At 59.6% G+C, this 21,256-nt stretch carries 16 protein-coding genes; 2 read left to right on the top strand and 14 right to left on the bottom strand.

The genetic code is table 11. The features are described 5' to 3' along the window. Positions 1–59: 59 nt before the first annotated feature. The 4 genes from smbP to NSND_RS18980 form a co-directional block, all read right to left on the bottom strand. A complete protein-coding gene (gene smbP / locus NSND_RS18995; protein WP_080880484.1) occupies positions 60–416 on the bottom strand; it encodes a small metal-binding protein SmbP in 357 nt (118 codons plus the stop codon). Between the two features lie 80 nt (positions 417–496). Beyond that, positions 497–1,390, bottom strand: a complete 894-nt coding sequence (locus NSND_RS18990) for a sulfurtransferase (RefSeq protein ID WP_159450884.1) — start codon at positions 1,388–1,390, stop codon at positions 497–499. A gap of 28 nt (positions 1,391–1,418) precedes the next feature. Further along, positions 1,419–2,693 carry a hypothetical protein gene (locus tag NSND_RS18985; protein ID WP_080880482.1) on the bottom strand — a complete coding sequence of 425 codons (1,275 nt, stop codon included), beginning with the start codon at positions 2,691–2,693 and terminating at the stop codon, positions 1,419–1,421. Next, positions 2,690–3,634, bottom strand: coding sequence for a histone deacetylase family protein (locus NSND_RS18980; RefSeq protein ID WP_080880481.1), 945 nt, complete (start codon positions 3,632–3,634; stop codon positions 2,690–2,692). The genes NSND_RS18985 and NSND_RS18980 overlap by 4 nt, the downstream gene beginning before the upstream one ends. Positions 3,635–3,779: 145 nt before the next feature. On the opposite strand from NSND_RS18980, the gene NSND_RS18975 reads away from it, so the two are divergent. Next, entirely contained in the window at positions 3,780–4,097 is a 318-nt protein-coding gene (locus tag NSND_RS18975; protein WP_159450883.1) for a tetratricopeptide repeat protein, read from the top strand. 137 nt (positions 4,098–4,234) lie between these two features. Here NSND_RS18975 and NSND_RS18970 read toward each other — a convergent pair whose 3' ends face one another. Next, entirely contained in the window at positions 4,235–4,564 is a 330-nt protein-coding gene (locus NSND_RS18970) for a hypothetical protein (protein ID WP_143833627.1), read from the bottom strand. Between the two features lie 152 nt (positions 4,565–4,716). Between NSND_RS18970 and NSND_RS18965 the strand changes: the two genes are divergently transcribed. Beyond that, on the top strand, positions 4,717–6,534 hold the full coding sequence (locus NSND_RS18965; RefSeq protein WP_080880478.1) for a M3 family oligoendopeptidase: 1,818 nt from the start codon (positions 4,717–4,719) through the stop codon (positions 6,532–6,534). A 269-nt stretch (positions 6,535–6,803) separates the two neighbouring features. On the opposite strand, the gene NSND_RS18960 is transcribed toward NSND_RS18965, so the two are convergent. The 9 genes from NSND_RS18960 to NSND_RS18920 form a co-directional block, all read right to left on the bottom strand. Beyond that, a complete protein-coding gene (locus NSND_RS18960) occupies positions 6,804–7,049 on the bottom strand; it encodes a DUF2934 domain-containing protein (RefSeq protein WP_080880477.1) in 246 nt (81 codons plus the stop codon). Between the two features lie 316 nt (positions 7,050–7,365). After that, on the bottom strand, positions 7,366–8,157 hold the full coding sequence (istB, locus tag NSND_RS18955; protein ID WP_080877024.1) for an IS21-like element helper ATPase IstB: 792 nt from the start codon (positions 8,155–8,157) through the stop codon (positions 7,366–7,368). Then, complete coding sequence (istA, locus tag NSND_RS18950; RefSeq protein WP_159450537.1) at positions 8,154–9,392, bottom strand: IS21 family transposase; 1,239 nt, start codon at positions 9,390–9,392, stop codon at positions 8,154–8,156. The genes istB and istA overlap by 4 nt, the downstream gene beginning before the upstream one ends. 239 nt (positions 9,393–9,631) lie before the next feature. Then, a complete protein-coding gene (locus NSND_RS18945; protein ID WP_080880476.1) occupies positions 9,632–13,072 on the bottom strand; it encodes a molybdopterin-dependent oxidoreductase in 3,441 nt (1,146 codons plus the stop codon). Between the two features lie 445 nt (positions 13,073–13,517). Continuing rightward, the gene (locus tag NSND_RS18940) at positions 13,518–15,038 is read right to left on the bottom strand and encodes a sigma-54-dependent Fis family transcriptional regulator (RefSeq protein ID WP_080880475.1); all 1,521 of its coding nucleotides are present in this window, start codon (positions 15,036–15,038) and stop codon (positions 13,518–13,520) included. A 285-nt stretch (positions 15,039–15,323) separates the two neighbouring features. After that, positions 15,324–16,871, bottom strand: a complete 1,548-nt coding sequence (locus NSND_RS18935) for an HlyD/EmrA/EmrK family protein (protein WP_200810561.1) — start codon at positions 16,869–16,871, stop codon at positions 15,324–15,326. Positions 16,872–16,875: 4 nt separating this feature from the next. Then, positions 16,876–18,384, bottom strand: coding sequence for an efflux transporter outer membrane subunit (locus tag NSND_RS18930; protein WP_080880473.1), 1,509 nt, complete (start codon positions 18,382–18,384; stop codon positions 16,876–16,878). Beyond that, positions 18,381–19,979, bottom strand: coding sequence for a DHA2 family efflux MFS transporter permease subunit (locus NSND_RS18925; RefSeq protein ID WP_080880472.1), 1,599 nt, complete (start codon positions 19,977–19,979; stop codon positions 18,381–18,383). The genes NSND_RS18930 and NSND_RS18925 overlap by 4 nt, the downstream gene beginning before the upstream one ends. Before the next feature lie 16 nt (positions 19,980–19,995). Beyond that, positions 19,996–20,937 (bottom strand): formate/nitrite transporter family protein, encoded by a 942-nt coding sequence (locus NSND_RS18920; protein WP_235000313.1) that lies wholly within the window; start codon positions 20,935–20,937, stop codon positions 19,996–19,998. Positions 20,938–21,256 lie beyond the last annotated feature (319 nt).

The following is a 21,256-nucleotide window of genomic DNA, read 5'->3' as shown; positions in this document are numbered from 1 at the left end:
AACGGGCAGGGACGGCCCTGCCCGTTTCATCTTACACGCCGTCGACGCGCAAGAACCGATTACATACCTTCCGACAGATGGGGAAGAGCGTTCTCAACGGCTTTGGTCGCCACATCGGCGTGGCCGGCCTTGCCGTGCTCGATCCCGTCCTTGAGCCCCTTGATGGCTTCAGTGACATGCGGATTCTTGGTTTCAGCCACCGCACCCTCGGCATGCTTGAGCGCGGCTTCGGCATGCTTCACCAAGGCGTCCGCATGGCCCTGCTTCCCATGCGCCACGGCTTCCTTGGCATGCTCCACCGCTTCGGCCTGATGCTTATTTCCTGCCGCGAAAGCCACCCCGGCAACCATCGGCGCCCCGACGAGCGCCATCATCACACCGGCTACCACGACTCCCCGCCATTTCGCAGTCTGCATGAACAGCCTCCTCTGTAAGTATGTGCACCGCATGATTCCAACGATACTGTATTTCAGCATAAAGAGGGGCCTGCATCCTGTCAAGACGGACGCATGCCGGTCGGAACCTGCGACTCCGACAGGCCGAGAAGTTTCTGCAACGCGAGCAGATCCTTCTCCACCGGGCAGGCGAAATCGCGACTCCACTCCCACCAGGAGCCCGGATAATTACGCAACCGCTGATAACCGACCAGTCGCAATATAAAATAGAGCCACGCCGAGCGCACGCCGCCGGTGCAGTAGCAGATCGTTTCGTGCGCCGGGTTCAGCCCCTTGAGATCCAACTGCGCGTTGATGGCGGCCATATCCTTGACCGTCGCATCGGCATTCAAAAATCCGCTCCACGCCACATGGACGGCACCGGGAATATGGCCGGGCCTCGGAATGCCGGAGATTTCTTTCCCCAGATACTCTTCCAGGCTCCGCGCATCCACGATCGTGGTCGTCGGGTTCGGCTTCCGCGCAATCCCCTTCAACTCGTTCTTCATGATGATCGCCGACTCTACAGGGGACACGACGAAGTTGCCGGGCGCGCAGCGAACCGCGCCATGCTCGAACGGCCGGCGTTCATGGATCCACTTGACCCACCCGCCGTCCAGCACTTTGAGGTTTTTGTGGCCTAAGTATTCCAACATCCAGAACATGCGTCCTTCGTCGCCCCAATTATCGAAGGGGTTCGAATAGATCACCACTTCGCTCTCCTGATTGATGCCGAGCGCCTGCACGCACTTCTCGATGCGTTTCAGGTCCGGATCCAGCAAACCTTTAGCGACGGCATCGGGGTCGCTGTATTCATGCCACGTGGAATGCACGGCGCCGGGGATATGGCCTCCGAACTCATAGGCGGCTCTTCCTCGCACATCGAGCACGACAAGGCCCGGTTGCCCCAAGCGTTTCTGAAGCGTTTCACAATCGATGAGTAATGGATGTTGCATGGGTTCCTCGATCTCGGTGGGTGATGACTTACCCCTTGGACGCGGTCGGACTCGCACAGGCCATCGGCGGCGGCTCCGGCAAGGGATCGACCAACGCGGCCGCCAGCGTTTCATTCAGCGGCACTTCCCGCTCATAGACCGTGAAGGCGTAGGGATCGTCCGCCATCAGGCCGTACTTGGTCTTCAACATCTCATGCTGCCCGTCGGTCAGGATGTGGTACCGAACCCGGGTCTTCAACGTCAACCCCTTGGACGCCTCCGGCATCCGGTAGGCAAATTGATAGTCCCGGCTGGCCAAGGGGAGCAAGCGGTTATCGTACAACTCTACGATGGCCGGTTGCCACATAATCCAGCGGCCCATCGTGTGGGATTTCTCGGCCAGCACCTGCCGGTTTGGGTCTTGAACCGTGAATTCCACCGTAAAGTGCCGGTCGGGATCGCCGGTCGGAATTTTGTGCCCCGCCCCGGCGTTCATTAGGGAGAGGGTCACAGTGACCTGCTCACCCGGTTTGGGAGCCGGAGGATCGGCCTTCACCTGAATCGCCACGGCCCGCTTCACCATGTCGGGATCGTGCCCCCCTCGCCAGAGATGTCGTCGCCCGCGCCTGATCGGCCCGTTTTCGGCCACCGGCCGGTCGACCTCCGGCATATGGCAACTTTGGCAGATGAAGCCCCGCTCCTGCATGAAATACTTACCTTCATATTCGGCGTAGGTCCCGCAGGGGCCGACGTTGTAAAACTGCGCCGGACCGGAGACCACGTTATGGCAACGCGAACAGAACTGCGCGTTGCGGAAACTGGGGTCGAATTTTGTGGGATGCGGCGCAGCGGAATCGTCGAAGGGTCCGAGGATCACTCCGTCGCGCACATGGCAGGCGGCACAGGTGATCGATTCCTTCCGCAGGTCGGCATCAAAATGAGGATTCGGTTCCTGCGTCGCTTTCTCGACCCGCCCCCGGGGAATGTCTTTCACCAGCGTCGGCTGTTGGTTCTCCAACGGCGTGTGGCAATTCAAACAGACCCAGATGTTTTTGTCTTTTTTCCAGTAGGCTTGAAAGAACGGGTCTTCGTAGGCATGAGCGTGGATGCTGGTTTTCCACTCGTCATAAATTTCCCGGTGGCATTGACCGCAGGACTCGGCCTTCAGGCTGGTCAGGCCCTCCGGCACCTTTTGAAACGGAATGGCATGGGCATAATCCGACCGGAGTCCGAAAATGACGACCGGTTTCACCTCGGTGTAATAGAGGTAAATCGCCCCGGCGAGGACTGCGACACCCAGCAGGATTTTCACCCACAGGTTCATGCCGCCACCAGCGCCTGAATATGTCGCTCGACCGACGCGGCCAACGCCGTGAGGTTGTACCCGCCTTCGAGTGCCGACAGCAGGCGTCCTTGGCAATGTTGCCTGGCAATTCCGGCTACAATATTCGTCAGATCGGCATACCCTTCTTCAGTCAACCCCATGCTCGCGAGCGGATCGTCCCGGTGGGCGTCAAAACCGGCGGAGATGATGACAAACTCCGGCTTGAAGGCATCGGCAGCCGGCACCAGAACCTTCTGAAACACCGCCCGGTATTCGTCGTCGCCTTCCCCCGCCTCCATCGGCACATTGATCGTGAGCCCTTCCCCGGCTCCGCGGCCGCACTCGCTGGCGCGCCCGGTCCCGGGATAGTGCGGATACTGGTGCGTACTGAAAAACAGCACCGACGCATCTGACTCGAAGCTGTGCTGCGTCCCGTTCCCGTGGTGAACGTCCCAATCGACGATCAGGACCCGTTGCACGCCATACCGTTTCTGCGCATACCGCGCCGCGATCGCCACATTGTTGAATAGGCAGAAACCCATCGCCCGATCGGCTTCCGCATGGTGCCCCGGCGGACGGACCGCACAGAAAGCATGCTGGACCCGGCCGGCCATAATCGCATCCACCCCGGCCAGGGTTCCACCGGCCGCGAGATAGGCGGCGCCGAGCGATCCGGGTGACATGGAGGTATCGGCGTCGAGCGAGACCCGGCCATGCGTCGGCGCCTGTCGATTGAGCATCGCGACATACTCCGACCGATGCACCAGCGTGACCCACTCGTCTTCGGCTGTTCGCGGGTCGATCCTGGTGAGTGTGGCGAGCGTACCGCTCTGTTCGAGCCGCTGCATAATCGCGCGCAGCCGGTTGGGCGACTCCGGATGTCCGGCGCCCATGTCGTGTTCCAGGTAACGTGGATCGTAAATGAGCCCGGTTGTTCCCATGTCAATGTCCGTGAAGCGTCGTTCGTATCTCGTATTTCGACACAAACAGTTTCCTCACCCTATCATGCAGGAAAGAGCGTAGACAATGAGCGGAAACGCGTGCTACGGTTTCGCTTCACCGTGCCGATCGACCCTGGAGAAACCAATGCCGAATCCGAGAATCGAACCGCTGAAACGAGTGCTGGCCCTCGAACCCGATGATGATGTCGCCTGGTTCGGACTGGGGAAAGCCTATATGGAAGATGCCAATTTCGAAGAGGCCGCCAAGGCCTTGAGACAGTGCATCACGGTCAAGCCCACCTACTCCGCCGCTTATTATGCGCTGGCGCAATCGCTCCAGAAGCTGAATCGGGTTGAAGAATGCCGGCAAGTGTCGGATCAGGGCATCGAGGTGTCTACCAAGAACGGCGATGCAATGGTGACGAAAAATCTGGAAGCGCTGAAGAGCGCACTCCCCGCCTGACCGACCACTCCCCAATCTCACTCAGTCGCTTGGAGTTGGCGGAGTCCGTGAAGCGTCTCTCGTGACACGTATTTCGTAAGAGATGACAGATCCACCGAGGGACCTGTCACGAACGACAGGCGTCATCCACACGCCACTTACGCCGTTGCTGCGCCTGGCTCATCGTCATCCCCGCCATCCGCCTGCGCCTCGCGCCGCTGGGCCACCGTCGTGGCCACTTCATCCAGCCAGCGGCCCGCGCCATCGAGCACTTCACGCACCAGCGGCTCCGGATGACCGGTGCGTTTCATCGTCCAGAGACAGAGATAGCCCATGAGGTCTTCCCGCTCAAAACGGCAGGTTGACTGCGTGGACAATTGCGCTAGTTCCGACAAACCGGTCCGGAGTACCTCCGCCACCGTGTCCCGTCCGTACGATGTGGCGGCTGTCACATATTGAATCGCGCGGTTGATTTCCTGTTCGGTCATGTCTTCACCTTGCGGCGGATTGTAACATTCGAGCCGCACCTGTCAACGGGGCCTCTGCCTCCGGAGACGCGTGTCTTCGAAGAATCTCCACGCCCTTGACCTCCGACGATGGTATGATTCCTTCTATCATTTACTTTCTAGGAGCCTCGACCATGGCCGTTTCGCGCAAGATTGCCGCTGCTACGTCATCACGTCGTTCGTCCGCCTCCCGTGAGTTTGCCGATCATTGGGAACTCTCCGACCTTGTCACCGACCCGGTGAAACAGTTCGACCGTTATCTGAAAGACCTGAGCTCGAAAGTCTCCCGCTTCGAATCGGCGCGCGCAGAGCTGTCTGCCACTATGTCCGAACAGGCGTTCCTCAATCTCCTCACCCTCTCGGAACAGCTTGCAAGGGATTCGGGCCGGCTCGGAGCCTACGCGTACTTGTGGTTCTCCGAAGATACAAAACAGCTCCAGGCCCGGTCCTTCAAAACCAAAGTGGAAGAACATCTCACCGCCCTCCAAAACCATCTGCTGTTCTTCGATTTGTGGTGGCAGAGTGTGGATCAGCGGAATGCAGAGCGCCTCATGGCGAACAGCGGCGACTTCCGGTACCACCTGGAGACCATCCGCCGTTTCAAGCCGCATACGCTCTCGGAACCGGAAGAGAAGATCATCAACATCAAGAACATCACCGGACAAAGCGCCGTCCACCAGCTCTACGATGTCGTCACGAACGGCTTCACCTTCACGATGCGCATCGGCGGGAAAAAGAAAACGATGAATCGCGAAGCCCTGACGGCCTACCTCCGTAGCCCGAAAGCCGCCGTCCGGGAAGCCGCCTATCGGGAGATGTATCGCGTTTATGAGTCTCAGCAGGATCTCCTGGGGGAAATCTATAAAACCCTGGCGAACGACTGGAAAGCGGAAAATCTTCAGCTGCGGCACTTCAAGACGCCGCTGGAGTCGCGAAATCTCAGCAACGACATTCCGGATCGCGCCGTGGATGCGCTCCTCTCCGTCTGCATGAAGAATGCGCCGATCTTCCAACGGTATTTCAAATTGAAGGCGCGACTTTGCAAGATCAAAATCATGAACCGCTACCACATCTATGCGCCACACCGGGCCGAACAAAAGACCTACCGCTACGCGGATGCGGTCCGGATGGTGCTGGACGCCTACTACGGCTTTTCGCCGCGCCTCGCCGAATTGGCGCAACGCGTCTTCGCCGATCGCCACATCGATGCCCGCACGAAGCCGGGGAAAATGGGCGGCGCCTATTGTTACAGTGTGACCCCCAACCTGACACCCTACGTCATGTTGAATTTCACCGGTGAAGCGCGTGACATCGCCACCATGGCGCATGAGTTAGGTCATGCCGTCCACGCAATGATGGCCGAGCAGCACAATGTCTTCACCTTCCACTCCACGTTGCCGCTGGCGGAAACGGCCTCGGTCTTCGGCGAACGGATTCTCTCCGATGCCCTGATGGCCACCGAAACCAATCGATCCGTCAAGCAGAGCTTGCTCGTCAACCAACTGGACGACATCTATGCCACGGTCATGCGGCAAGCCTATTTTGTCGCCTTCGAACGAACCGCCCATGACATGGTGGCCCAAGGCGCCACGACGACCGACCTGGCACACACCTACATGACCCTGCTCCGGCAGCAATTCGGAAAGTCCCTGCGGGTGCCGCAGGAATTCCAATGGGAATGGCTCACAATCCCTCACCTCTACGCCAGCCCGTTTTATTGTTATGCGTATAGTTTCGGGAACCTGCTCGTCCTGGCGCTCTATCGCATGTATCAGGAACAAGGCAGCGGGTTCGTGCCGAAATATCTGGAGCTACTCGCAGCAGGCGGGTCGAAGGCGCCGCAAGCGATCCTTGCGGAGGTGGGAGTCGACATGAACTCCCCCGCCTTCTGGCAATCCGGATTCGATGCGATTTCAGGAATGGTCGATCAGTTGGAACAGACGATGAACTAATCGGACGGCGCCACCCTTGACTTCAAGGGCGGCGCGGACTATCCGAACATCGGCAGCCGATTATTCACGCATCTAGCCCGCCTTATTCATGACGGTTCGTCGCGAAATTGCGGAGTCGCAAAGCGAGACGGGCGCGCGGAGCCGGGAGGGAGGAAGGCATCCTTGAACAGGATGTCGATCGACCGAGCGGCGAGCCCGCCCGCCGACAGGCCGGTCGTAGCTGCGAATCCGCGATTGCAGCAGAAGCGCTCATGAATAATGCGGGCTAGTCAGATTCGCTCTGAGGACTTATCCCTCACCACCGGGTGTCCCAGGATTTCCCGCTCTGCTTCCAGCCAGTCATGCAGGTGGTAACCATCCAAACAACCCCGTTGTTCATACAGTTCATGCGCCCGTGCCGCAATCCGTACCTGGATATCCTGGACCGGACCGGGAGCCTTGGTTTCTTTGGTCACTGACGTCATCCGTTTCGCCGGACGCGAGGCGGCCTTCTTCGGCGCCGTCTTTTTCTTCATGCATTCTCCATCTACACTTGTATCCAGTCATCAGGCCCGCCTCTCACCATACTTTTCGCGAGAGATCTGTTCCTACGATACCATATTCAGGCCGGATCTGATCAGGCGGCAGAACGTGCCCCTCAACCCCGTCTCCCTCCTTCAAGCACAGACACCTTCCTCGAGGTGACCACCCGCTAGGAAGGCGCTACTGAGAGGGTGTTATTCGTCCCCTCACGCGGGATCGAACTCGGGTGTCAATCATCAGCCGAAGTTGACCCTTTTATTCTGATGTGAAATTGACCCCTCCCCCGAGTTGAATCTGCATGTGATGGCGCTATGACTCCGACTGGGCCGCGGCACCGACAGGGGACTTGAAGAGCCCCGCCTTCCGCTTCTCTCGCAATCGATAGCTCTCACCTTTAATATTGATCGTGATGGAATGGTGGAGGAGCCGGTCGAGAATCGCCGTGGCGATCACCGGATCGCCAAACACGTCGCCCCAGGCGCCGAGGCTCTGATTGCTGGTGAGCAGGATCGAGCCCTTCTCATAGCGCCGAGAGATGAGCTGGAAGAACAGATTGGCGCCTTGCCGATCAATGGGGATATACCCGATCTCATCAATGATCAAGAGCTGGGGCTGGGCCAGCACCTTGAGCCGGTCCTCCAGCCGGTTTTCGGAGAGCGCTTTGCCGAGCGTCGCGAGGAGCCCCATGGCGGTCGTAAACAAGACGCGGTGGCCCTGTTCACAGGCCGCGATGCCCAGGGCCACGGCCAGATGCGTTTTGCCGACGCCGGGCGGCCCGAGGAACAACGCATTCTCGCCCTGCTCCAGATAGCGCCCGGTGCCGAGTTCACGGATCAGTTTCACATCAATGGAGGGCTGGACCTTAAAGTCGAACGTCTCCAGCGTCTTCTGGAACGGGAACCGCGCCATCGCCAACCGCATCGCCAGATGCTTGTCGGTCTTGGCCTGCACCTCGCGCCGCAGTACCTCCTCTAAAAAGTCGGTATAGGAGCGTTCCGCCTTGGCCGCCTGCTCCAGTAAACTCGGCAGTTCGGCGGCAACTTGATAGAGGCGCAGGCGCTGACAGTGTGCCTGGAGTCGCTCCAGTTGGGGCGTGCTCATGAGGCACCGCCCGGTTCGGCCACGGCGGCATAGAGGGCCAGATCCCGGACCATCACCTCGCCGAGGTCCCCATACCCAGGATCCCACTGGGGCGGCCGGGGCGTGGGGGCGGGTCCGCCCGCGCGCAGCAGCCCGCGATAGTGCGCCCGATCCACGACCACCGCATGGCGCGGGGACTTGGCATGCCGCGCAATGCAGACCCCGCCATGGAAGATTTCATAGTGACGACTGCTCTCCTGCACGTGGACGGTCGTGCCGACATACTCCACCGGCACAGAATAGCGGGCGGCCGCGATGGCGACGAGCGCATCGGCCGGAACGCGGCGCAGACGCACCCGTTCATAGTGATAGGGGGACCGCGAGCCCAGCGGCGTGAGCGTCTCCCGGGCGAACCGCTCGATCGGCCGCTCATGCGTCGTCCCATGGACGCGCTGATCCGCGACCGTCACCGTCCACTCCTGCAGCCAGGCGTTCAAGGCGTCCCACGACGCAAACCGGCGGCCCGCGAGGGCATTGCGCTTCACATATTTCACGCCGCTTTCTACTTTGCCCTTGGTCTGTGCCCGATACGGCTGGCAGGCCCGCGGCGTAAACCCATAGCGCCGCGCAAAATCCTCCCAGACCGGATGCCAGAGCACGCGGCCCTCGCGCCGGCCCAGGACCAGGGTCCGGGGGTTATCGTACAGACACTCCAACGGCACGCCGCCAAAATGCTGGAAGGCCCGCTCATGCCCATCGAGGAGCGCACTGAGCCGTTCATGCGGATAAGCCGACGCCCACAGTCGGCGAGAGTACCCGAGGGTGAACACAAAGATGTGGATGACTTCCAGCCGGTCGCCAATCCAGAGACGGGTTTGGCCAAAATCCACTTGGGCTTGCTGGCCCGGAGTCGTCTCAAACCGCACAGTCGCCACGGTCGCCCAGGCGCGATCGACGCGGAGCGGCTGAATCGCCCGTTGCACTTGTTGGTAGGTCCCCGCGAATCCTAACGTCTGCAGTTCCCGATGGAGCACCCGGCCGTTCCAATTCACTTCGGGGCCGCGGCGTTCCACGAATAGCCGATAGGGATCGATCTGACTGGGGCGGGGTCCCGACGGCCGCGGGCGCCAGCCCCCCAGCCGTTGCCACCGCTTCACGGTATTGCGGGCCACGCCGAGATCCCGCGCAATGGCTTTGATACGCTCGCCGCGCTGTAGTCGCGCCAGCACCTCTCGCACGCCGTCTTCTCGCAGCATCCCATCCTCCTCCGTTCGAGCCGTCTCCCGAGAAGAAGGTAGTGGGGTGCGCACTGGTTCTGCTAGCTCCATGGGTGTCCTCTCCTGGTTGTGGGGGAGGGGTCCATTTCACATGATGACAGGGGTCAATTTGGCATGATTACTGACANNGTTAGACGTGAAACGGTAAACGAAAGACGGAAAAGGGAGGTGAGCCCGAGGGATCGCGTCCCTCGTCTCACCTCTCACGTTTCACGCGGTTACACTTTGATCTTGATGTGCTCGCCTTTGAGCCACTTGATCATGAACTCGTTTTCCTGACCCGGCGTGAAGCCGGTCCGGACCGGTTCCCACGGACCACGGGCTCCGATACCGCCGTCTTCCGCCTTGGTGATGCGGATCAAACACTCCTTCGGCACCGTGTTGACCGCGTGGTGATCGATTTCGAATCCCCACTTGAACTTCAAGGCATTCGCCTGCTTGCCCGGCAGGGAGTCGGTTTGGTGCATCGGCATGAGCCAGCTCCTGGTGAATGATTGTTGCGCGCCGTACCGGAAGTTGGACTGATACCCGGTATCGACCGCAATAGCGCGTCCGTCCGGCCGCGTCTCATGCCCCTTCACCGACTTGGCCGTGGACACATAGGGAGCGTGTTTCGCCATCGTCACATGATACGGGTATGAAGGATTGTATTTCGCCCGGATCATCAAACGCGCGACCTTGTAAAACGGATCCGACGGCTTCCAGCCGCGATAGGGCCGGTCCACGGGATTGCCGTCCACATAACAATAGTCACCGTCGTTGATCCCGCGATCCTTCGCCGCCTGCGGGTTGATGTGGATCTGGTGCTCGCCGACACCCGGTGTCCGTTTATCCATGCGGTACGGATCGCCGAAGTTCGACTCGTAAATTTGCACCCAGTCGTTCACCGACCATTGGCTGTGCACCCGGTGCCGGGTCTTGGGCGTGACGCAGTAGAACTGGTACCCCTTCTCCCACAAGGGGTTCGCGTGCTGCTTGATTTCCGACCACGGCAGTTTGATATTCCGCACCGTCTTATCGTCATGGTGCTGCGCCGTAACGGGAATTCCATAATCCTCCGGCCGGACATAGGGATTGGTCGTCATGATGGCGTTCGGCATATATGGGGTACACTCCGGGCCTTCCCGGTGTGAAATGAAGTTTTCCCCGTATTCGATCGCCTCCGGCTCGATACGATAGGTCTCCAAGCGTCCCGATCGCGTCCAGTGCGGCTTGGACTCGTTGGTCTCTTCCCAGAGCGGGTGGCGCGGATAGGTACGACACATCACCATCCAGCCTTTTTCCGACTTCAACATCACATCGGCGCTGTACCCGAAGAACGTACTCGACGCATCAAGAATGCGCTGCACGTAAATATCCACCCGATTGTGATACACAAATTTATACGTATCCGCCATCCGCTGTTCACCGGTGATCTCTTTCAGCTTCGCGGCGACTCCCGCGAAGGAGTCGAGATCGTTCCTGGTGTCGTACAGGGGGCGGATGCCGCCCTTCCAGATCTGCACCCAGGGATTCGACACGGTGGCCGTCATTTCGGGATAGGTAAACTCCATCCAGGAATTCACGGCGAATGCCACATCGGCATGGTTCACGTCCGAAGTCATCTCGATGTCCTGCGTGATCAGCATCTCGATGTTCGGATCGACGTTTTTCACCATGTCATAGTGGTGCTTGGCGTTGTTGAGAATGTTCACGTTCACCACCCAGCGGACTTTGCTGGGGCTCGGCATGTGGGTCTTGCCGGTAAACACCTTGCGTCCGTACTTCGGTGTGTTGACGATCAGCGCATTGTCGCCGTGGTTCCAATACCCCGGCTCCTCACCGTAATAATATTTGCGATATTTGATTTCCTTGCCGTGCACATCGTCCCTGAGATTTAAATTCCAGGGATCTTCGCCCAAATAGACACTCGCGCCTGCGCCGGACCAGGGCGCCGCCTGCCAAATGCCGACTTTGTAGTTACCGGACCAGGTGTGACAACCGGTGCCGAACTTTCCGATATTGCCCGTCAGCATCATCACCAACGCCGCCGCTCGTCCCATCGATGTCATATGGAAATAGTGGCAGACGCCTTCACCGTTGTGAATGGCCGCGGGTTTCACCGTGCCACAGTCGCGCGCCCACCGCACAATGAGATCCTTCGGCGAGCGATTGACCTGATGTACCGTATCCAGGTCATAGTCCTGAAGGTGAATCGTATACAATTGATAGATGGGCATGACGTCGACTTCTCGCCCGTTGAGCAACTTGACCCGATAGGTGCCCGTCAAGGCCGGGTCGATGCCGCTCTGGGCCAGGTGAAGGCCGACTTGCTCACGATGGAGGGGCACGGCTTTCCCCTTGGCCAGGTCCCAGACCATCATGCCGCCGAGGCGCTGCACCTGATCCTGGGTCAATCCCTGCACGCGTCCGGAGTACGACTTGGTGAAATCCGGCACCTGATAGTCTCTCAGCACTTCATGCGGATCCAAGTACTGGAGGGTATCCGTCCGCACGAGCAACGGCATGTCCGTAAAGCCCTTGATAAACTCAATGTCCTGGTAGTTTTCATCGAGAATGATTTTGGAGGCGCCGAGAAACAAGGCGCCATCCGTCTCAGGACGCACGGGAATCCAGTAGTCCGCGCGGCTCGCAGTGGGGTTATACTCAGGAGTGATGACGACGAGGCGAGCCCCCCGCTCCATGCTCTCCAATTTCCAATGCGCTTCCGGCATCTTGTTTTCGACGAAGTTTTTCCCCCAACTGGTATTCAGCTTGGTGAAGCGCATGTCGGACAAATCGACGTCGCAATTCTGCGTGCCGTTCCACCAGGGTTGAGACGGGTCTTGATCGCCGTGCCAAGTGTAGTTGTTCCAGTAGCGGCCGCCTTGCGCCTGATCGGGATTGACCTTCCGGATCCAGCTATCCAACAAGGGCAACACGCAGTTGTTGAACCTGGTATTGGCATGTTTCCCCATCATGCCGAGGATCGGCATACCGGCGCGGTGCTTGAACGTCCGCACGCCCGCCCCCTTCATCATCTCGATCATTTCCGGAGCATAGCCCTGTTCGCGGAGGCGACGGGCACCGGCTTCACCGCTGTAGCGAGTGCCGATGACGATCAACCCCTTGGCGACATAGGTAAACGCCGTATCCCAGGACACGCGGACCATGTCATCCAAGAACCGGCTGTCGAACTTATACTTCCGCTTCGCATCCGACGTCAGCTCAGGGGAGCCGTCGTCCATCCACTGTTTCCAGCCCTTCCGCATCAACGGCCCCTTCAAACGATAGGGACCGTAGACACGACGGTGGAACGTGAAGCCCTTCAAGCACATGCGCGGGTTATGCGCGAACGTGCCGCGGTTGCCGTACAGATCTTCATAGGTTTGGTGGTCATAGTTCTGCTCCACGCGCATCACGACACCGTTCCGGACGAACGCCCGAATGCGGCAGGCGTGGGTGTCGTTCGGTGAGCAGCACCAGGTGAAGGATGAGTCGTACCGATATTGATCGTGGTAGACGCGCTCCCACGATCGATCCGGATACTCACCCAAGGGATTGTCGACCTCGACGACCGGTTGCAGCGCAGTCAACGCCAGAGCCTTGTCGGCTACAGCTGCCACTGCGACCGTCCCCGCCGAGACCTTCAAGAACTGCCTGCGGGATAACTGCATCATGAATACCTCCTCATAAGAAGACAGGACACGCTACCGACGCCACGATTCATGGCGTCCGCACAACACTTCCCCCATGACCGGAACAGGCCAATGCAAATGAACCCTCCTTCCAGGCCGGTGGTGTTCCCGCCGCACGAGCGGCCGCTCGTGCGGCGGCGCAGCGATTCTCAGCTCTCTGCCCGAGGAACCGCGCGCATCAGTGAGAAGATGAAAAGAATAAAAAATCACGACGACCCCTTGTGCACCTCACATGCCACGAGGACGGATCCCGACAGAATGTCTATGTCGTTGAAAAATCGAACGGCAGAAATGAAGATTTCATGAAGGTCGCGGGCGGCACAAAACAGCCACGAAGACACGTGGTGGGATACCACGATTCCACCACGATCAATCGTGGGCTGGAACATTCATACCGTGATCAGAGAGAGAGGCACGGAGGAACTGGTTACATGCGGGAGGGGCGGCGAATGGCCAATTTCTGCATCCGGCTGCGGAGCGTGCTCGGGGCCAACCCCAACTGGTCCGCAGCTCCGCCGGGTCCTTCGATCCGCCAGTCGAGCAGCGTGAGCGTTTGAAGAATATGGTGTCGCTCTTCGTCATGCAGCGTTCGGCGAGGACCTGCTTCGGGCGGGACACGTACATTCACCATCGCCGGATCGATACGCAACAGGCGCTCGTGACACAGGATCAATGCACGTTCCACGATGTTCTCAAGCTCCCGCACATTTCCCGGCCAGGCATATTGCACCAACCGCTCCATCGACGGCCCATCGAAGTCTTCACAGTGTCGCTTCAGCCGCTGGGAATGAACCCGCAGGAAATGTCGGGCAAGGATAGGGATGTCCTCCGGGCGTTCTCTGAGCGGAGGCATATGGATGGGAAACACGTTCAAGCGGTAGTACAAATCGCTGCGGAAACGCCCCTGTTGAATCGCCCGGTGTAAATCGGCGTTCGTGGCGGCAATCACCCGGACATCCACCGGAATGGCATTCGCACCGCCGACTCGATCGACCAGACCGTCCTGGAGTACCCGCAAGAGCTTCGCCTGCGCCTCAAGCGGCATCTCGCCGACCTCATCTAGAAACAATGTGCCGCCATCGGCAAGCTCGAACCGGCCGACCCGCTGATGTTCGGCACCCGTAAAGGCGCCCCGCTCGTGGCCGAACAGCTCGCTTTCGATCAATCCCGATGGCAGCGCCGCACAATTCAACCGCACAAAGGCCCGATCACGCCGCAAGCTCCGCTCGTGGATGGCGCGCGCCAGGACCTCCTTGCCGGTTCCGGTCTCCCCTGTCACCATCACCGTGGCGCCCGTCGGAGCCGCCTGCCGAGCGAGCGTCAGCACCTGCTCAAATGCCTGGCTTCGCCCTACGACGATGCCAAAATCCTGATTAGCCTTCAGCTCCTCCGCCAAGTACACGTTTTCCCGCGCCAACTGTTCTTTCAAACGGTTGATTTCTTCGTAGGCGTTGACGTGAGCGATGGCGAAGCCGATCTGCGTGGCCACCTGCTGGAGAAAATCCACATCGGCCGGATCCGGATGTCCCGCCTCGACGCTGCCGATGTTCAGAGTACCGAGACACGCTTCCTGGACGACCATAGGAAGGTTGATCATGCGACCAAGTCCTTCCTGGAGATAACTCTCATCCTCGATAAACAGTCGCTCTCGCTGAAGGTGAGGCCGCACGTGTACCTGATGATGATCGTAGACCCACCCCACCGCGCTGTGCGCGCGAGGGATCATCGCGTCGCTTCTGAGCACCACCTTGGGCAGATTCGTTTCCACCGCATAAAAGCGAAAAGCATCCGACTTCAAATCGTACACCGTGATTCCAGCTCGCTCCCACCGGACGACTTTCGCCAACTGATCCGTGACAGCGCGAAACAGGCTCTGCCGGTTGCGCTGAGAATTCAGCACATTGGTGACGGACAACAGGGTGCGATAGTTGAGCGCCGCGTTATGCACGGCGCGTTTCTTTTTCCCGTAACATAGACCCTCTATGAACGGCTCACTGACACTGTGCGCTGGAGCGACACGTCGTCAGGAAAGGCGCATGCACGCACAGCACTGAACTGCAAGCAGGCCTCGATGGTCGGTGGTGGCTTGTGCGCTATGGGCATCATAGGCTGGGCCCATTTCTGATTCCAGTCGCTCGTCGAATCTTCATCAAACTTTAATGTAGCGCCGGCGGCCACCTAGCGGATCACGTGGTTCGGTAAGGCTTGTCTTCCCGGTGTTCCGATAGGGAAACTAATGACGTCCTGTGCCCAAGACCTGCCTGCCCTCACCCATCTCAAAACCTGACCTGAGTCGCGAGGGACTGCGCCCTGCCTCGGGCCCCAAGGACCCGGAGCCTGGACCGATTGAGGGGGTGAGAGGATCCGTCGTCGCGCCCAAATCGGGACTTCTTCGCGGAATGAATGAACTCGGCACCGGATCACGGTGCGTACGCATCCGGTCGCGCTCCACCGGAACCCGTCCTTCAGGCGACGTGCGCGCATCGCCTTTTCGTGGCACTATCCGCTGAATCTCCTCCTCCTCGTCGAGAAGGGAATCGATCGACTCTCCACGATCGCCGACCACCAAATTCGTCGCGATCACTTCTTTTGCCAGGGACTCCGCCATAGGCAATTCGTCCGCGTAGACATCGGTCTCGTATTCGGCCGTGGAGGGGGTCGCCAAGGAGGTCCACACGGATTGCCCGGACTCGGTGATATTGATACTGGTCACGGTCGACAGGCCCGGCCGAATCGGATGTTCCCGCAGTTCGTCTGCGGGCAAGGCGATACGCACCGGGACGCGCTCGACGATGTGAATGAAGTTTCCGGTCGAATTGTCCGGAGGCAACAGGGCGAACGCGCTGCCGCTCCCCGGCACCAGACCCTCGACCGTGCCATGGAACGTTTGCTTCGATCCGTAGAGGCTCACGTTCACCAGGGCCGGCTGGCCGGGACGGACATGCTGCAGTTCCGTTTCACGCAAATTCGCTTCGACCCACAGATGATCCAGCGGAACGATGGTCATGAGAAGCGCCCCGGGCTGAACACGATCTCCCACCTGGGCTTTGCGCTTGGCAACATATCCGGAAATGGGAGCCCGGATCTGTTGGCGCGTATACTCCAGGTGCGCTTCGATCAGCTGATGCTTGGCGAGATCTACTGCCGGATGGGCCATGACGGTCGTGCCCCCGATCTGCGCATCCAGAGAATCCAGCTCGGCCTGGGTCTCCCGCACCTCTGCGTCCAAACTCGCAATTTTGTCCGCGGTATTTTGCAGGATCTGTTTGGAGATCGCGCCGCTCGGAGCGGCCCGTTGATACCGATCCATGTCGTGCTCGGCCAACTCCAGCCGGGCCCGGCGCGAGCGCAGTTTTTCCGCAAGTTGCTTCCGATTGATAAACAACGACGCGATACGACGGACTTCCTCGCCCAACCGGCCACGGGCCCTCCCCAGTGCAGCGTAGGCTTGATGCTCATCCAACTTGATCATCAAGTCCCCCCGATTGACGAACTGCGTTTCCTCGGCGAGCACCTGCGTCACGATGCCGGACGCCTGCGCCGCCACCGGCACTAGATTCCCTGTGACGTAGGCGTTATCTGTTCGTACCCAAAACCGGTCGTGCGTATACCAGTGCACCAGATACGCGACGGTAGCGACCAGGACCAGACCGGCCACAACTAGTAGCCGTCGATTCCGTCGCGCACGAATGGCCTTCGGATGGATGCGGTAGGGTCCGGCCGGCGGCGAGCCACCAGCGGATTGCGGATGCTGAGACATATCTGCAGTTGTGGTTGTCATGGATTTAGCTCGGATTCTGTTTCGGTCGTTTTTCAATGTCCGGATTGTGATACCCGCCGCCCAAGGATTCGATCAGATCGACTGCCGCCACCAGTTGGTCGCTCTCCAGCGCCCTGAGCGCATACTCCTGCTCCAGGACAGGATAACGATGTCTCAATACCTCCCGATCATCATCGAGCCCATTCACGAGTCGCACCTTCGCCAAACGCCAGTCATCACCCAACGAGGCCACCAGCCGTTTGTGCGAGGCCATGATTTCGTTCGTGGTTTGCCAGGCACTCAAACTGTCGGCGACTTCCCGCATCGCTTCCAGCAGGGTGTCGTTGTAGAGCTCCACCGCCGCATCGTATTCCGCCCGTTGCGCACCCAATTCACCGCGGAGCCGGCCGCCTTCAAACCAGGGCATGCGCAATCCTGGCGCCAAGCCATAGGTGAAGCTTTGACCGCTGAAAAGAAAATTGGCCAGCTTATCCGTACCCTTCGCCAATGTCAGTGCATTGAATCCCACGAATCCCGTCAGATCGATGGTGGGATAGAACTGCGTCGTCGCCACCCTGACCAAACGCGAAGCGGCGTGGGCGCGATAGAGGGCGGCCGCCAGATCGGGACGATGGACGAGTAATCCCAGGGACAGATGATCCGGTGCCGCAATCTGACTGGGAACGATCACTTTCGGCTTGGCGAACAGATGGGCCCCCTCATCAGGCCCCTTGCCGACTAATCGCGCCAGTAAATGGCGCTGCACATCCAACTGATCGCGGATCGCCGCCTGGCGCTTGAACGCGGCTTCATAGTCGGCCACCGCGATTTTGACCGGCTGGTCGTTATCAAGCCCGAGCCGGAACCGAGTCTCCGCCAACGTCTTAAGCTCGCGGCGGATGCCGACAATGGTCTTGACGATAGTAAGCTGCTGTTGAAGCGCCTGACCGCGGAAATAGGCGCGGGCAATGCCGGTGGTCAGCCGTAGCCGAACTTCGGCCGTTTCCGCTTCTTCGGCCGCAGCATGGCCCAGAGCGGCTTCCAGCATGGCCCGGTTCTTTCCCCAAAAATCGAACTCATACCGGAAGCTCAACGGATTGATAATCCCGTACATGATCTTGATGCCCGCTACTTCCGGATTCAGGGCCGCAAACACGCCATGTTGTGAAATGCGCTCGTAGGTCAACGACGCGTCCGCTTCGAGAAACGGCAAGAGCCGGGCGCCTTCGACCTTCACGAGAGAAGTGGCCTGCCGCAGCCGCGCCGCCGCATGTTTTAACCCGGGGTTATCGTTGAGCGACTGCTCGATCAACCCGTTCAGTTCCGGATTGCCGAACTGTTCCCACCAGCGATCCTCCGGCCAATTCTGAAGCCGGGACGTGACCTCCGCCAGCGTCTCCGTCATTTCAGGCGCCTCGAGATATTGCGCCGGTTGATCCCCTTTCGGGATCCAGGCACAACCGCCGAAGAAAAGCGCGCAGCCGATCCCGAGGACGATCTTCAATCGGCGCCTCATTGTGACAGGCAAAATCATGGCACCTCCTCCATCATTTCCTCAGCGCGCATCTCCCGCAACTCATCGGCCGGAGCCGGCGCCACCGGTAAGTGGGTCGGATGAGCGAACCACACGAGAATGCCCAATCCCACAAACAAGACACTCGCAACGAGAAACGCGTCGTTCAGGCCAAGAATCGCCGCTTCCTGCCGGATCAGCAGTCCAAGCTTGGCCTGGATCTGAGCCTGCGACAATCCTGCCGCGCTGAGTTTGGCCGTCAACTGCCCCATCGGATCGAAAGAGATCGACTGGCGCCCGCCGAAGTGATCGGCCAGATGCAGTTGATGAAAATGGATACGCCTGAACAGCACGATGCCTTGAAACGTGATCCCGAAGGCACCCGCCGCCACGCGTAAGAGATTCGCGACCTCGGCCGCGCGCATGATGAGCGGACCGGACAGGCCGTGCAGGGTCAACACTGTCACAGGCGTAAAAAACGATCCCAGAAAAATGCCCTCCACCAGCATCGGCCAGAAGAGCTCCTCATAACTATGGGGATCGTCGTAAAGGCCGAGCCAGTAGAAGGTCCAGGCAAAGCCCAGACTGTTCAGACAGATCAACCAGCGGGCATCGATGTACTTGCAGAGAATATGCATGACCGCAATGGCAGGCGCCCCCAGCAAGACCAGCGGCAACAGGGCCAGCCCGGCCAGCTTGGACGAATAACCGAGAATGAGTTGGATCTGCACGATCAACAGCGACAGCAGCCCTTGGATCGAGAAGAACCCGAGCGTCAGGCTGATGACGCCGATCACAAAATTGCGGTGCATGAACAATCGAAGATCCAGGGTCGGATGTCGCTCCCCGAGTTCCCAGATGACGAAACAGGGAAACGCCACGAGCAGCACCACCGCGATGGCCTGGAGGAACGGCGAATCCAGCCAATCGAAATCGTTGCCCATGTTGAGCAACGTCTGAAGCCCCAGGAGCAACACCGCCAGCAGCACAAACCCGACCAGGTCGAAGCGCGCGTACCGGCGACGAAAGCCTCGCCCGTACAACAGGGCGGCCAGCGTGCCGACAATCACGAGTGTCAGCACGAAATCCAGGTAGAACAGAAAACGCCACCCGAGCATGTACGCGATATACCCCCCCACCGGCATCCCGATGGTGAAGGGCGTAATGCTGAACAGGCCCCAGACGGTCAAGGCGACCGCCTTCAATCGCTTGGGATACTCGTTGAGCAGCATGGACTGGGCGATCGGCAGCGTGATGCCACCGGCAATCCCTTGCACAATGCGAGCGGGAACGAATTGCGCGAGCGTCTGGCTATCACCGCACAAATACGACGCCACGCTGTACACCATAAAGGCCCCGATCAGCAGGCGGTAATCGCCGATACGTCCCGAGAGGTATCGCGCAAGGGGAAAGCCCAGGGCCAACCCGACCATGAAGTCGGTTTGCGCCCAGGTGAGAAAACTCGGTAACACGCCACCCAGATCGCCCGACACATGCGGCAGCAGGGCAATGTAGGAACCGGCGTTGAACAACACGACGATGTGCGACAGGCCGAGCACGGCGTTGAACAGCACGAAGCGCCATCCATGCAATCGCCTGAGATAGACAACCGCCATCGCCGCACTCCATGACTTAATACGAAGGAGAATAGCCCGGCTGATCGGCCCGGGCAGTCCCCGGTTGAGCCGGCATCGTTGCGGGAACGGATGGGGTCGCGGCCGGCGCACTCGTATGGTGCGCCCCATAGATCGCCAATCCCGTAAACAGCATGCCCCCGACCAGATTCCCTACGGTCACCGGGATCTGATTCCAGAGCCACCAGGTCGACACACTGACATTGGCCCCCAGCAACATGCCGACGGGCATGAGAAACATGTTCACGACCGCATGCTCGAATCCTTGCGAAAAGAACAACAAGGTCGGCCCCCAGATCGCGAGGATTTTCCCGGAGAATGACGTCGACATGAACGCCGCCACCACCGCCAGGCTTACCATCCAGTTACAGAGCATCCCTTTGGTGAACGCCGCGAGGAGCCCGGCCGTGCCATGTGACGCGTAATAGTTGGTTTTCGCTTCGGCGATCGCAATGAGTTTGGTCCCGACCGCATTGATTTGCGCATCTCCGGCGGTGGTCAGAGCGATGGCAAACAGGCCGGCGTACAGGGTACTGCCCAGCAGATTGCCCAGGAAGACCCAGCCCCAGTTCGCACAGACCTGCCGCAGACCGGCATTCTTCTGGCCGGCGACGGCAGCGCAGGGCAACAGTGCAAAACTGCCCGTGATGATCTCGGCACCAAGCAGAATCGCCAGCGCCAATCCGAAGGGAAAGAGCAGACTGCCGAGAATCCAGTATCCGGTTTCGACCGCCACCGTCACCGCCATGCTGGTCCCGATCCCGAGATAGGCGCCGGCCAGCATGCCGCGAAGCACCAACTGACGCGGCGGCAAACTCAACTTCAGCGCGCCGCCGGCCAGCATACTGTCCACCACGCCGTATGGCTTCACATAGTCCATCGCAGCCTCCTTCTTCGGTTCGCCGGCCATCACTCGTCGCGCGATGCGTGGCACGGTCACGGAGATCCTTCTGTCACACGTTGAGCAAGGCGCGTGCCTTAGCGTTTTTCACCCCTCCGTACCGCTCTGAGACAAATGGGGAAGATCGTTCGTCGCTGCCTGGACCGGATCCGGATCATCCGCCCCTTGAGGAACTTCATGAATACGGGCGAGATCGCACAGGCGCACGGTGCGAAACCGCTCATTTCGCATCCCGCGATAAGAACCGCATGCGGAGCGGGGACCGGCACCCGCTGAAGGCACAGAGATTTCTCCCGACAGGCGCTGGTCCCGACAGGGCGGATCAGGCGGCAAAGTTGCACAGAGACAAGCGCACAGA

Source organism: Nitrospira sp. ND1 (genome assembly GCF_900170025.1).
GTDB lineage: Bacteria > Nitrospirota > Nitrospiria > Nitrospirales > Nitrospiraceae > Nitrospira_A.
The sequence above is the reverse complement of the archived record's forward strand: the minus strand, read 5'-3'. Positions and strand labels throughout refer to the sequence as shown.